The 12,100-nt window shown below is 70.9% G+C and carries 14 protein-coding genes; 7 read left to right on the top strand and 7 right to left on the bottom strand.

Translation table 11 applies throughout. The features are described from left to right. Window positions 1-31 precede the first annotated feature (31 nt). From ACZ5CW_RS24775 to ACZ5CW_RS24765, 3 genes are all read right to left on the bottom strand, one after another. The gene (locus tag ACZ5CW_RS24775) at window positions 32-802 is read right to left on the bottom strand and encodes a transglycosylase SLT domain-containing protein (RefSeq protein WP_468604859.1); all 771 of its coding nucleotides are present in this window, start codon (window positions 800-802) and stop codon (window positions 32-34) included. A gap of 300 nt (window positions 803-1,102) precedes the next feature. Beyond that, window positions 1,103-2,242, bottom strand: coding sequence for an S-adenosylmethionine:tRNA ribosyltransferase-isomerase (locus ACZ5CW_RS24770; protein WP_468604857.1), 1,140 nt, complete (start codon window positions 2,240-2,242; stop codon window positions 1,103-1,105). Then, the gene (locus ACZ5CW_RS24765; protein WP_468604855.1) at window positions 2,239-2,937 is read right to left on the bottom strand and encodes an SDR family NAD(P)-dependent oxidoreductase; all 699 of its coding nucleotides are present in this window, start codon (window positions 2,935-2,937) and stop codon (window positions 2,239-2,241) included. Before ACZ5CW_RS24765 ends, ACZ5CW_RS24770 begins: the two co-directional genes overlap by 4 nt. A 258-nt stretch (window positions 2,938-3,195) precedes the next feature. Between ACZ5CW_RS24765 and ACZ5CW_RS24760 the strand changes: the two genes are divergently transcribed. The 3 genes from ACZ5CW_RS24760 to chpE all read left to right on the top strand — a co-directional run bounded on the left by ACZ5CW_RS24760 (window position 3,196) and on the right by chpE (window position 5,391). Continuing rightward, window positions 3,196-4,341: a GAF domain-containing sensor histidine kinase gene (locus ACZ5CW_RS24760; RefSeq protein WP_468604853.1), complete on the top strand. Its 1,146-nt coding sequence runs from the start codon at window positions 3,196-3,198 to the stop codon at window positions 4,339-4,341. Then, window positions 4,334-4,975: a response regulator gene (locus ACZ5CW_RS24755; protein WP_468604851.1), complete on the top strand. Its 642-nt coding sequence runs from the start codon at window positions 4,334-4,336 to the stop codon at window positions 4,973-4,975. The genes ACZ5CW_RS24760 and ACZ5CW_RS24755 overlap by 8 nt, the downstream gene beginning before the upstream one ends. A 170-nt stretch (window positions 4,976-5,145) precedes the next feature. Then, window positions 5,146-5,391 (top strand): chaplin ChpE, encoded by a 246-nt coding sequence (gene chpE, locus ACZ5CW_RS24750; protein WP_468604849.1) that lies wholly within the window; start codon window positions 5,146-5,148, stop codon window positions 5,389-5,391. A 141-nt stretch (window positions 5,392-5,532) separates the two neighbouring features. Here the strand turns inward: chpE and ACZ5CW_RS24745 are convergent, their stop codons facing one another. Continuing rightward, window positions 5,533-6,321 (bottom strand): hypothetical protein, encoded by a 789-nt coding sequence (locus tag ACZ5CW_RS24745; RefSeq protein WP_468604847.1) that lies wholly within the window; start codon window positions 6,319-6,321, stop codon window positions 5,533-5,535. A 150-nt stretch (window positions 6,322-6,471) separates the two neighbouring features. On the opposite strand from ACZ5CW_RS24745, the gene ACZ5CW_RS24740 reads away from it, so the two are divergent. The 3 genes from ACZ5CW_RS24740 (at window position 6,472) to ACZ5CW_RS24730 (ending at window position 8,832) form a co-directional block, all read left to right on the top strand. Beyond that, window positions 6,472-7,269: an ABC transporter ATP-binding protein gene (locus ACZ5CW_RS24740; RefSeq protein ID WP_468604845.1), complete on the top strand. Its 798-nt coding sequence runs from the start codon at window positions 6,472-6,474 to the stop codon at window positions 7,267-7,269. A gap of 60 nt (window positions 7,270-7,329) precedes the next feature. Then, window positions 7,330-7,761 carry an NfeD family protein gene (locus ACZ5CW_RS24735; protein WP_468604843.1) on the top strand — a complete coding sequence of 144 codons (432 nt, stop codon included), beginning with the start codon at window positions 7,330-7,332 and terminating at the stop codon, window positions 7,759-7,761. A gap of 111 nt (window positions 7,762-7,872) precedes the next feature. After that, on the top strand, window positions 7,873-8,832 hold the full coding sequence (locus ACZ5CW_RS24730) for an SPFH domain-containing protein (protein ID WP_468604841.1): 960 nt from the start codon (window positions 7,873-7,875) through the stop codon (window positions 8,830-8,832). Between the two features lie 106 nt (window positions 8,833-8,938). Here ACZ5CW_RS24730 and ACZ5CW_RS24725 read toward each other — a convergent pair whose 3' ends face one another. The 3 genes from ACZ5CW_RS24725 to ACZ5CW_RS24715 form a co-directional block, all read right to left on the bottom strand. Next, on the bottom strand, window positions 8,939-9,445 hold the full coding sequence (locus ACZ5CW_RS24725) for an HNH endonuclease (RefSeq protein ID WP_468604839.1): 507 nt from the start codon (window positions 9,443-9,445) through the stop codon (window positions 8,939-8,941). A gap of 169 nt (window positions 9,446-9,614) precedes the next feature. Next, entirely contained in the window at window positions 9,615-10,154 is a 540-nt protein-coding gene (locus ACZ5CW_RS24720; RefSeq protein ID WP_468604838.1) for a YbhB/YbcL family Raf kinase inhibitor-like protein, read from the bottom strand. A 45-nt stretch (window positions 10,155-10,199) separates the two neighbouring features. After that, the gene (locus tag ACZ5CW_RS24715) at window positions 10,200-10,982 is read right to left on the bottom strand and encodes a sporulation protein (protein ID WP_468604836.1); all 783 of its coding nucleotides are present in this window, start codon (window positions 10,980-10,982) and stop codon (window positions 10,200-10,202) included. A gap of 100 nt (window positions 10,983-11,082) precedes the next feature. Here ACZ5CW_RS24715 and ACZ5CW_RS24710 point away from each other — a divergent pair, with 100 nt between their 5' ends. Continuing rightward, window positions 11,083-11,733: a DNA-3-methyladenine glycosylase gene (locus ACZ5CW_RS24710; RefSeq protein ID WP_468604834.1), complete on the top strand. Its 651-nt coding sequence runs from the start codon at window positions 11,083-11,085 to the stop codon at window positions 11,731-11,733. Window positions 11,734-12,100 lie beyond the last annotated feature (367 nt).

The raw sequence follows: 12,100 nt of genomic DNA, 5'->3' as shown, positions 1-12,100 counted from the left end.
TTCCGCGTTACGTCAGAGGTCCGCGCCGACCTCAGTACGCGCTGTTGACGTTGTCGATCGAGCCGTACTTGTCGGCCGCGTAGTTGGCGGCGGCGGTGATGTTGGCGACCGGGTCGTAGATGTTCCACGAGGTGCCGGCGACGTGGTACGCGTTGAAGGTCGGCGGGATGACCTGCAGCAGGCCCTTCGACGGGATGCCGTTGATCGCGTTGATGTCCCAGTTGTTGATGGCCTGGGGGTTGCCGGAGGACTCACGCATGATGTTCTTGTGCAGGCCGTGGTAGCTGCCCGGGATGCCCTTGGACTTCATGATGTCCAGGGCCTCGCGGATCCAGCCGTCCAGGTTGTTCGCGTACGTCTTCGCGGCGACCGGCTGCATCGCGACGCGCTGCGTGGAACGGCTCGCGGCGGCGTCGGCGGCGCGCTCCTGCGCGGCCTTCTTGGCGGCGGCGGCCTCGGCGGCCTTCTTCTGCGCGGCGGCTACGGCGGCCTTCTGCGCGGCGGCTTCGGCGGCCTTCTTGGCGACGGCCGCGTCCGCGGCCTTCTTCTGCGCCGCGAAGGTGTCGAGCTTGACCGTCTCGGTGGCGAGCTGGTCGGTGACCGTGCCCTTCACGTTCTGCAGGGTGGTGCCGACGGCGACCTGGGCGGTCGTGGCCGGGGCGCCGGTGGTGACGGTCTCGGCGTTGCTGGGGGCGGCCGAGAGGGCGAGGGCGGCGGTGCCGAGGGCGGCGACACCGGCGACGGCGATCTTGTGCTGCTTGGTCAGGCGACTATGAGCTCGGTTGAGGATGTTCTTGGGCATGGCTGATGGACCTCTTCGTGTAGCGCGGAGGTCGCTCCTGCGTCCGCCGGGGGAATCGGCTCCTCCCGCACGAACGCCGCGGGCCGGAAACCCACGGCGCTGAGCGACGGAAGCAATTCTTAGCTGGCGCAAAATCCCCAGGCAAAGGTGTGACGTACGATGCCCGATAGTGGATCAGGGATGGGCAAAACGGGACAGACAGGGCCGTCTGTCCCGTTCATCTGGGGCGCTTTATCTCCTATGCCCTTTCGTACGTGATGTGCGCCCTATGCGCGGGCTCACACCGGACGCACAGCGGTCTCACGAGGAGTTGCCGCCGCAATCCTCTGCGTAAGGGCTCTCCTCCGGCAGGATGAGATGGAGGTCGCCGAACTCGTGCCACAGATAGAGCCCGCGCAGCGCCTCCTCGTAGGCACGGCCGACCGCGGCCCGCCCCGCGACCGCCTCCAGCATCAGCAGATGCGAGGCCTCCGGCTCGTGCAGCCCGGTCAGCAGCCCGTCCACCACCCGCACCCCGCGCTCGGGCGTGACCACCAGATCGGTCCACCCCTCCGCCGCCCGCACCACCCCGTCCGGCCCCGCCGCCGACTCCACGGCCCGCACGGCCGTCGTCCCCACGGCGATCACACGGCCGCCCGCCCGGCTCCCGCCCCCGCCCTTCCGGCGCAGCGCCTCGCGCCCTTCCCGATCGGACCGCACCGCGTTGATCGACCGCGCCGACGCCTCCGGCACCACGAACCGCTCCGGGTACGGCGGCTCGTGCGCCTCCGCCGACGCCACCCCCGTGTGCAGCGTGATCGGTGCGAACCGCACCCCCCGGCTCACCAGCTCCGCCACCAGCCGCGCGGTGAAGGGCCGCGCCGCACTCGGCATCTCCGCGCTCCCGGCCCCGTCCGGAGAAGGGAGCGCGAACACCGTCTGGTACGCCGACAGCGGCTGGTCCCGCTCCGTGTAGGAGTAGCGAATGGGCCGCCCGTGCTCCCGCAGCACCCGCCCCACGTCCGTCCCGGCGGACCGCGCCCACCACAGCCGCTCCCCGAGCGCGCTGAGCGGCTCCTCCAGTACCAGCCGGCCCCCACCCGGCAACCCCACCTCTGTCCCCGCGTGCCCACCCGCACGCGCGCGTGTAGTACCCCGCCCGTCCGGTTCCCGCAGCTCGACCACCCACCGCCCGTCGTCCCCGCGCGTGGAGAAGTGCACCACCACACGCGCCTGCCCGCTCCGCCCGTCCACCGCGGCGGCCAGCGTCGGCGAGGTGTTCACCACCAGCAGGTCCCCGGCGCGCAGCAGCCGCGGCAGCTCCCGGAACGAGGCGTGATGCGTCACCTCCGTACCGCGCGACACCAGCAGCCGTACGGCGTCCCGGTCCAGCCCCGGCCCCCGCTGCTCGACCGGCACCCGCGCGGACAGCTCCCCGGGGACCGGCGCCACGACCGTCACAGCGCCTCCAGCAGGGCCGCCGCGGTGTACCGGCTGCTCGCCGGCCGCCGGTCCAGCAGCCGCAGGAAGGCCGGAGCGATCTCCTCGGGCGCCGGCGTCTCCGAGAGATCCTCGTCCGGCTCGGCGGCCGCCAGCATGTCCGTCCGTATGCCGCCCGGGTCGACCCACCAGACCCGCAGCCCCGGCTCCTCCACCGACAGCACGGCGGAGAGCTGGTCCACGGCCGCCTTCGTCGCGCCGTACGCGCCCCACGTCCGGTACGCCTCCACCGCCGCGTCCGAACTCACGTTGATCACCGCACCCGCCGAAGCTTCGCGCAGCAGCGGCAGCGCCTCCTGGAGCAGCCCGAGCGGAGCCACCACATTGGTCTCCAGCGCGGCCCGGAAACCGTCCAGCGGCTGGCCGCCCAGCGGAACCAGCGGCTCGGCGCCCAGGATCCCCGCGTTGTTCACCACCAGGTCCAGTCCGCCGAGCCCGCGCGCCGCCCCCACCAGCTCCGCCCGGTGACCCGCGTCCGTGACGTCCCCGGGCAGCGCCCGCACCCGCCCACCGTGCCCGGCGACGCCCTTCGCGGCCTCCTCGAGGGCATCGGCGCCCCGGGCGTCGAGCACCAGATCCCAGCCGCGCGCCGCCAGTGCCTCCGCGAGCGCCCGACCCAGCCCCTTCGAGGCCCCCGTGATGATCGCTACCGGCATGACTACCGTCCCCTCGTCGCTCACCGCCCCGGCGGACGGCGGTGACCACAACGTAGGAACGGCACCGCCCCGGCCGCCTCGGACGCGGGCCGCAAAGCGGAGGGTCCCTTCGGCGTACGTCGTGCGCCCCGGGCCGGGGGACCTACCCCGCCCGCCCGGGGCCGGGGGACCTACATCACCCGTCCTAGGCCCAGCGGCCCAGGGCCCGCCGCCACAGGTCCGATCCGCGGTGTCGGACCCCGCCGGTACCGTGAGGACATGAGTCAAGGCCCCCGGTCCGGCCTCGCCGCGGTCAGTTCCGCGTTGCTGGCCATGAGCAGGCATCTGGAGGTGCGTGACGTCCTCAAGACGATCGTCGCCTCCGCCCGCGAGCTGCTCCACGCGCAGTACGCCGCCCTCGGTGTTCCCGACGACCACGGCGGCTTCGCCCAGTTCGTCGTGGACGGCGTCAGCGACGCCCAGTGGAAGGCGATCGGCCCGCTGCCCCGCCAGCACGGCATCCTCGCCGCGATGCTGCGCGACGCCCGCTCCGAGCGCCTCGCCGACGTGCGCAAGGATCCCCGCTTCGAGGGCTGGCCGTCCGCCCACCCCGACCTGGTCGACTTCCTGGGCCTGCCCATCCGCGACGGCGACGAGGTCCTGGGCGCCCTGTTCCTGGCGAACAAGGACTGCCCCAAGCCGGAGGGCAGCTGCGGCTTCACGGAGGAGGACGAGGAACTGCTCGCCATCCTCGCCCAGCACGCCGCCATCGCCCTCACCAACGCCCGGCTCTACGAGCGCAGCCGCGAGCTGACCATCGCCGAGGAACGCTCCCGGCTCGCCCACGAACTGCACGACGCGGTCAGCCAGAAGCTGTTCTCCCTGCGCCTGACCGCCCAGGCGGCGACCGCCCTCGTCGACCGCGACCCGGCCCGCGCCAAGGGCGAACTCCACCAGGTGGCCGCGCTCGCCGCCGAGGCCGCCGACGAACTGCGCGCCGCCGTCGTGGAGTTGCGGCCCGCCGCCCTGGACGAGGACGGCCTGATCGCCACCCTGCGCACCCAGACACAGGTCCTCGACCGCGCCCACACCGCGCGCGTGACCTTCACCAGCAACGGCTTCCGCGCCCTGCCCGCCGCCCAGGAGGAGGCCGTGCTGCGGGTCGCCCAGGAGGCACTGCACAACGCCCTGCGCCACTCGGGTGCCGACCACGTCGACGTGAGAGTGGAGCGGCGCGGCTGCGGGGCCGTCCTGCGCGTCACCGACGACGGCGGCGGCTTCGACCCGCAGGGGGTCCGCCGCGCCGGACGCCACCTGGGCCTGGTGTCCATGCGGGACCGGGCGAGCGGGGTCGGCGGCAGGCTGACCGTGGAATCGGCGCCCGGCAAGGGCACCACGATCGAGATGGAGGTCCCCGGTGGGTGAAGCGATCAAGGTGCTGCTGGTCGACGACCACCAGGTCGTGCGCCGGGGTCTGCGCACCTTCCTCGAGGTGCAGGACGACATAGAGGTCGTCGGCGAGGCCGCCGACGGCGCCGAGGGGGTCGACCGCGCCGAGGAACTGCGGCCCGACGTCGTCCTCATGGACGTCAAGATGCCGGGCATGGACGGCATCGACGCCCTGCGCAAGCTCCGCGAACTCGGCAACCCCGCGCGCGTGCTCATCGTCACGAGCTTCACCGAGCAGCGCACGGTCGTCCCCGCCCTGCGCGCGGGCGCCGCCGGGTACGTCTACAAGGACGTGGACCCCGACGCCCTCGCGGGCGCCATCCGCTCCGTGCACGCCGGGCACGTCCTGCTCCAGCCCGAGGTCGCCGGCGCCCTGCTCTCCCAGGAGGAGGTCAACTCCGGACAGGGCAGAGGAGGTTCGCTCACCGAGCGGGAGCGCGAGGTGCTCGGCCTGATCGCGGACGGCCGCTCCAACCGGGAGATAGCGCGGGCCCTCGTCCTGTCCGAGAAGACCGTCAAGACGCACGTCTCCAACATCCTGATGAAACTCGACCTCGCCGACCGCACCCAGGCCGCGCTGTGGGCCGTACGCCACGGTGTGACCAGCTGAAACGCTCTCCGCAGGGATTCACTCACGGCAACCCGGACGGTTCCGTTCCGGACTGAGATTCATACCGTCGTGGGAATGTCACCCGGATGGCGCATCCTCCGGCGATCTCCGCCGTTCTCCAGTGCGTGCTGCGGCGAACCGCCGTGGTGAACGCCTAGGAGGGGTTGAAAGTGAAGAACCTGAAGAAGGCAGCGGCCGTGGCGATGGTGGCCGGTGGCCTGGTGGCCGCCGGTGCGGGGATGGCCTCCGCCACGGACGGGGCCTGGGCCGGCGGCGAGGCCCACGGCTCCCCGGGCGTCGTCTCCGGCAACCTCGTCCAGGCCCCGGTGCACGTCCCGGTGAACGTGGTCGGCAACAGCGTGAACGTCATCGGTGTGCTGAACCCGGCCTTCGGCAACCTCGGCCTGAACCACTGAGTTCCGCTTCTCGACGCCGGCCGGGCGGAGAACAGCCCGTCCGGCGTCCGAGGGCGAGCCCCGGTCAGGGCCGACGCGGGGGCTCGGGGGCGGCAGCCCCCGGGTACACCCACGGCAGCACCGGGACCGAAGGCCCGAGGCTCACCGGACTCCCCGCTCGCGCTCCTCCACGATGGCGTTGTACGCCGCCACCTGTGCCCGTCGCGCCGTCCGCTCGACAGGCCGCAACGCCTCGGACCGCGCGGCCATCTCCGCGGAACTGACCGCACCCCCGTGCCCGCGGCCGTACGCCAGCGACACCAGCAGCCCCACCCGCTGTGCCAGCTCCAACACCCGAACCGCACGCGGCGGGTACCCCGGCGCCAGCACCTCCCGCCCCCGCTCGGACCGCGCCCGGTACGCGTCGATCGCCGCCTCCGCCACCGGACCGGACCCGGCGACATCCAGCTTCGACAGCACCTCGGTCGCCTCCCGCAGCGCCTCCGCCAGCTCCCGCTCCGCCTCGCCCAGCGAGGGCACATCGGCCGGCGGTGCCTCCCGCACCGGCAGCACATGCCAGACCACCTCGGCATGCACATCACCCGCGGGCCCGGCCTCGTACACCTCCGGCACCAGCCCGAACGCGGCGCCGTGGCAGACCGCCGCCTCCTCGGCCTCCAGCGCTCGCGCGTTGAACTCCGGCGGTCCGCTCAGCCCCAGCGGATGGCCGGGCGCCGGCAGCGCGACACGCAGACCGGTCACCCCCAGCGCCCGCAGCCGGCCCAGCGCGAGCGTGAGCCCGACCGGCGCCGGCTCACCCGGCAGCCCCTCCACCCGGTGCACGACGTCCTCGCCCACGATGGCGAGCGCGGCGTCATCCGGAGAGACAAGTCCGGCCAAAAGGGCATTTCCCCAAGCGGCGAGGCGTCCTGAACGCGGTTCCGTGAGCATGCTCCCACCCTAAGGACCGGACCGATGGAATGGAGCGGGGCACTCGTGGCGTAGATTTCATAAGGGCTGCGCCCACCGGCGCGGCGGACCGAGCCACAGGCGTACGCGACAGCCGAGACCGGCCACACTGCAAGGGGAGACAACGCGCTCATGAGCGATGTTCTGGAGCTTCAGGACGTATCCGTGGTCCGCGAGGGCCGGGCTCTGGTGGACCAGGTCTCCTGGTCGGTGAAGGAGGGCGAGCGCTGGGTCATCCTCGGCCCCAACGGCGCCGGCAAGACCACCCTCCTGAACGTCGCCTCCAGCTACCTCTACCCCAGCAAGGGCACCGTCGGCATCCTCGGCGAGACCCTCGGCAAGCCCGGCACCGACGTCTTCGAACTGCGCCCCCGCGTCGGCATGGCCGGCATCGCCCTGGCAGACAAGCTCCCCAAGCGCCAGACGGTCCTGCAGACGGTCCTCACCGCCGCCTACGGCATGACCGCCGGCTGGCAGGAGGAGTACGAGGACGTCGACGAGCAGCGCGCCCGCGCCTTCCTCGACCGCCTCGGCATGAGCGAGTACCTCGACCGGAAGTTCGGCACCCTCTCCGAGGGCGAGCGCAAGCGCACCCTGATCGCCCGCGCCCTGATGACCGACCCCGAGCTGCTCCTCCTCGACGAGCCCGCCGCCGGCCTCGACCTCGGTGGCCGCGAGGACCTCGTCCGCCGCCTCGGCCGGCTCGCCCGCGACCCCATCGCCCCCTCGATGATCATGGTCACGCACCATGTCGAGGAGATCGCCCCCGGCTTCACCCACGTCCTCATGATCCGCCAGGGCAAGGTCCTGGCCGCGGGCCCGATCGAACTGGAACTGACCTCCCGCAACCTCTCCCTCTGCTTCGGTCTCCCGCTCGTCGTCGAGCAGGTCGGCGACCGCTGGACCGCCCAGGGCCTGCCCCTGTCCTGACCCGCTCCGCTCCCCCCTTGCGCCCTGTCCGCCGCCCGACAGCGGCCCTACCATGACCATGTGAACGACATCGACGCATGGGTGTGGTGGCTCGTCGGCGCGGCGGCGCTCGGAATCCCGCTCGTCGTCACCGCGATGCCGGAGTTCGGCATGCTCGCGGTGGGGGCCGTCGCGGCAGCGGTCGCCGCCGGCCTCGGCTTCGACGCCGTCATCCAGGGCCTCGTGTTCGTCGTCGTCTCCGTCGCCCTCATCGCCGTCGTCCGGCCCATCGCGGCCCGCCACGGCAGCCAGCGCCCCCGACTCGCCACCGGCGTCGAGGCGTTGAAGGGCAAGCAGGCCGTCGTGCTCGAGCGGGTCGACGGCTCCGGCGGCCGTATAAAGCTCGCCGGAGAAGTCTGGTCCGCCCGCGCCCTCGACACCGGTCGCGCCTACGAAGTGGGCCAGGAGGTGGACGTCGTGGACATCGAAGGGGCCACCGCGCTCGTCATCTGAGGCATCCGGCCCACGAGTTGGGCGACGGTCTGTCAGACTCGACCAGCAAGATCTTCAACAACCACGAGATCTGCCGAGAGCGCCGAGGCGGAGAGGGGTACGGGGAACACGATGGAACCGGTCATCATCGTCCTGGTCATTCTGGTGGTGTTGGTCTTCATCGCCCTGATCAAGACCATCCAGGTCATCCCACAGGCCAGCGCCGCCATCGTCGAGCGCTTCGGCCGCTACACGCGGACACTGAACGCGGGCCTGAACATCGTGGTGCCGTTCATCGACACCATCCGCAACCGCATCGACCTGCGCGAACAGGTCGTACCGTTCCCGCCCCAGCCGGTGATCACCCAGGACAACCTGGTCGTGAACATCGACACCGTCATCTACTACCAGGTGACCGACGCCCGAGCCGCCACCTACGAGGTCGCCAGCTACATCCAGGCCATCGAGCAGCTCACCGTCACCACCCTGCGCAACATCATCGGCGGCATGGACCTCGAGCGGACCCTGACCTCCCGCGAGGAGATCAACGCGGCCCTGCGCGGAGTCCTGGACGAGGCCACCGGCAAGTGGGGCATCCGCGTCAACCGCGTGGAACTCAAGGCCATCGAACCGCCCACCTCCATCCAGGACTCGATGGAGAAGCAGATGCGCGCCGACCGTGACAAGCGCGCCGCGATCCTCACCGCCGAAGGCACGCGCCAGGCGGCCATCCTCACCGCGGAGGGCGAGAAGCAGTCCCAGATCCTGCGCGCCGAGGGTGAGGCCAAGGCCGCGGCCCTGCGCGCCGAGGGCGAGGCCCAGGCGGTCCGCACGGTCTTCGAGGCCATCCACGCCGGCGACCCGGACCAGAAGCTCCTGTCCTACCAGTACCTCCAGATGCTTCCGAAGATCGCCGAAGGCGACGCCAACAAGCTCTGGATCGTCCCCAGCGAAATCGGCGACGCCCTCAAAGGCCTCTCCGGCGCGATGGGCAACTTCGGCCCGCTGGGCGGCGGTTCGGGCAACGGCGGCGGCTCGGTCCCACCGCAGAACAACGGCTCGGACCGCCGCGAGAAGCCGAGCATCGACTGAGGGTCGTCCCTGAGCGCCGGGTTCCCCCGCGCCCTTCAGGGCGCGGGGAACTGCGCGAGCGACAAGGACGACCCGCAGCCGCCGTCGAACGGAGCGCGGCAGACGCTCAGGCCGCTTCCCGAGCGAGCCACGCAGGAAGCGCGGCGAACTCCTCCTGCCCCAAAGCCAAGAGCATCGCATCGGCCGGCGTCGGCTCGAACGGCTCCCGCAGCAGAGCCATCCCGGCCTCCTCCGGAGTCCGGTTCGCCTTCCGGTGATTGTCCTCCGCACACGCGGCAACCGTATTCAGCCACGTGTCCTGCCCACCCTGCGACCGCGGCAGCACATGGTCCACGGTCGTGGCCCTACGCCCGCAGTACGCGCACCGGTGCCGGTCCCGGACCAGTACCCCCCGCCTCGACCACGGCGCTCGTCTTCGGAACGGCACCCGTACATAGCGGCACAGCCTGATCACCCGGGGCGCGGGTATGTCCACATCGGCACCCCGCATACGCAGTTCGGGATGGGCCTGCTCGACGACGGCCTTGTCCTGCATCACCAGAACAACGGCGCGGTTCAGCGTCACCGTCGACAGCGGCTCGAAGCTCGCGTTCAGAACCAGCGTGTCACGCATCCAGCCCACCTCCCGTGTGCACCTGCCCACCCCCCGGCGGGCTTGGATCAACTCTGGACGGGCGCGCCGAGATGGACAACGCAATAAAAAACTGCCCGCCTCCGATCACTTCCAAGACCAGAGGCGGGCAAACGTTCAATGAACGCTCGGCTGGATCCGTGCGCTGCGCTCAGCCCTTCGCGGGGTTCTCGTACTCACCGATGAGCTGGGCACGCGCGATCGCGTGGAACCGCAGGTTGAAGCCGACGACGGCCGGAGAGGCGTCCGCGTCCGGACCGAGCTTCTCCTGGTCCACCGCGTACACCGTGAAGACGTACCGGTGCGGACCGTCCCCGGGCGGCGGAGCGGCACCGCCGAAGTCCTTCGTCCCGTAGTCGTTGCGCGCGTGCACGGCCCCGTCGGGCAGCCCCTCGAACTTTCCGCCGCCCGCGCCCGCTGGCAGCTCCGTCACCGAGGCCGGGATGTCGAACAGGACCCAGTGCCAGAACCCGCTGCCGGTCGGCGCGTCGGGGTCATAGCAGGTCACGGCGAAGCTCTTGGTCTCCGCCGGGAAACCCTCCCACCGCAGCTGCGGCGAGGTGTTGCCCTCCGCGTGGACCTGGTCGCTCCTGAGCGTCGCGCCCTCCTCGATGTCCTGGCTCGTCACCGTGAACGACGGCACGGGCGGATGGAAGTCGTGGGGGAGCGGCCGCCGCTTGAGCTGGGTCACCTCGGTACCTCCTGATCGATGATCTGGAATCAGCAGTTCCCGAGCCTAGAACCAGTTCCGCTTGCTGCCGACCTCGGACAGCCACTGGTTGAGGTACGCCGCCCAGTCGGTCCCCTGGAAGTCGTTCAGACCCACCTGGAAGGACCGGTAGGTGTCCGAGCCCTCGCTGAACAGACCCGGCTTCTTGTCCATCTCCAGCACGACGTCCATGGCGTGCTCGTCGGCGACGAAGCTCAGCTCGACCTGGTTCAGGCCGCGGTACTGCGACGGCGGGAAGAACTCGATCTCCTGGTAGAACGGCAGCCGCTGCCGCGTACCCCGGATGTGGCCGCGCTCCATGTCCGCGTTCTTGAAGCGGAAGCCCAGCTGGATGAAGGCGTCCAGGATCGCCTTCTGCGCCGGCAGCGGGTGCACGTTGATCGGGTCCAGGTCACCGGAGTCGACGGCCCGGGCGATCTCCAGCTCGGTCGTCACACCGATGTGCATCCCGCGCAGCGCCTGCCCGTCGATCATCGTGACCGGCGTCTCCCAGGGGATCTCCAGACCGAACGGCACCGCGTGGACGGCACCGGCCTGCAGCTCGAAGGCACCACCGAGCCGCACCTTGGTGAACTCGATGTCCTGCTTGTACTCCTGGTCGCCGCTCTCCACCTCGACCTTGGCCTGCAGGCCCACGGACAGACCCTCGATGTTCTGGTTCACGGACCCGCCCTGGATCCGCACCTCGCCCTGGACGACGCCACCGGGTACGACGTTGACCTCGGTCAGCACCGTCTCGACGGAGGCCCCGCCGGCCCCGAGGCTCGCGAGCAGCTTCTTGAACGCCATGACTCTCCCTTTACGAATGGACCCTCGACCCGTACAAACGCGATCCACCCCCGCCCGGTTCCGCCGGCACGGTGACCCGTCTGGACTACCCTCGGACGGCATGATCGCGCCCCCGGACCGTACGCCACTGCCCCGAGAGTTCTTCGACCGCCCGGTCCTGGAGGTCGCCCCCGACCTCCTCGGGCGCATCCTCGTGCGGACGACCCCCGACGGCCCGATCTCGCTCCGCCTCACGGAGGTCGAGGCGTACGACGGCCCGAACGATCCCGGCTCACACGCGTACCGAGGCCGGACCGCCCGCAACGCCGTGATGTTCGGCCCTCCCGGACACGTGTACGTCTACTTCACCTACGGCATGTGGCACTGCATGAACCTGGTCTGTGGTCCGGAGGGCAGGGCCAGCGCGGTCCTGCTCCGTGCCGGGGAGGTGGTGGAGGGCGCCGAGCCGGCTCGCAAACGTCGACTCTCGGCCCGCAATGACAAGGAACTGGCCAAGGGGCCGGCCCGGCTGGCCACGGCCCTGGAGGTCGACCGGACGCTGGACGGCACGGACGCCTGCGCCTCAGGGGAGACGCCGCTGAGGGTGCTGACCGGCACCCCTGTCCCCTCCGACCAGGTACGGAGCGGCCCACGGACCGGGGTCGCCGGCGAGGGCGGCAGCGGCGAGCTGCATCCCTGGCGCTACTGGGTGGCCAACGACCCGACCGTGAGCCCCTATCGGGCACACGTGCCGAGGCGCCGACGAAGTTGACGTGCCCTCCGAAGGTGCGTAATGTATCCCGAGCCGCTGAACCGGGTACGGCGATCGCCTGCAGCCGGAGCGGCCAACCCACTACCTAGCTCAACCCCTCAACGGGGTCGATTCTGGTGCGCTCGCGTACCCGAATTCGACTACGCGGGACTCGATTATGAGTCGCCGAGGGAATCCGCTAACGTAGTGAATGTCGAAAGGCCGACGGGCGAAAGCCCAAAGCCCAAGACAATCCCGCCGACCGGGAATCGGACGCCGAAAGGATCTGATAGAGTCGGAACCGCCGGAAAGGAAACCGCGAGAGCGGGAACCTGGAAAGCACCGAGGAAATCGGATCGAGAAAAGATCTGATAGAGTCGGAAACACC

The sequence above is a fragment of the Streptomyces sp. NPDC031379 genome (assembly GCF_055569615.1).
Note: the sequence above shows the minus strand (reverse complement) of the source record. Positions and strands in the feature narration are given on the sequence as shown.

Excerpts from the sequence above, each read along its gene's own strand:
- ACZ5CW_RS24765 (WP_468604855.1), bottom strand. The coding sequence starts at position 2,937 with ATGCCGGTAGCGATCATCACGGGGGCCTCGAAGGGGCTGGGTCGGGCG.
- ACZ5CW_RS24710 (WP_468604834.1), top strand. The coding sequence starts at position 11,083 with ATGATCGCGCCCCCGGACCGTACGCCACTGCCCCGAGAGTTCTTCGAC.
- ACZ5CW_RS24775 (WP_468604859.1), bottom strand. The coding sequence starts at position 802 with ATGCCCAAGAACATCCTCAACCGAGCTCATAGTCGCCTGACCAAGCAG.
- ACZ5CW_RS24745 (WP_468604847.1), bottom strand. The coding sequence starts at position 6,321 with ATGCTCACGGAACCGCGTTCAGGACGCCTCGCCGCTTGGGGAAATGCC.
- ACZ5CW_RS24730 (WP_468604841.1), top strand. The coding sequence starts at position 7,873 with ATGGAACCGGTCATCATCGTCCTGGTCATTCTGGTGGTGTTGGTCTTC.
- ACZ5CW_RS24715 (WP_468604836.1), bottom strand. The coding sequence starts at position 10,982 with ATGGCGTTCAAGAAGCTGCTCGCGAGCCTCGGGGCCGGCGGGGCCTCC.
- ACZ5CW_RS24740 (WP_468604845.1), top strand. The coding sequence starts at position 6,472 with ATGAGCGATGTTCTGGAGCTTCAGGACGTATCCGTGGTCCGCGAGGGC.
- ACZ5CW_RS24725 (WP_468604839.1), bottom strand. The coding sequence starts at position 9,445 with ATGCGTGACACGCTGGTTCTGAACGCGAGCTTCGAGCCGCTGTCGACG.
- ACZ5CW_RS24760 (WP_468604853.1), top strand. The coding sequence starts at position 3,196 with ATGAGTCAAGGCCCCCGGTCCGGCCTCGCCGCGGTCAGTTCCGCGTTG.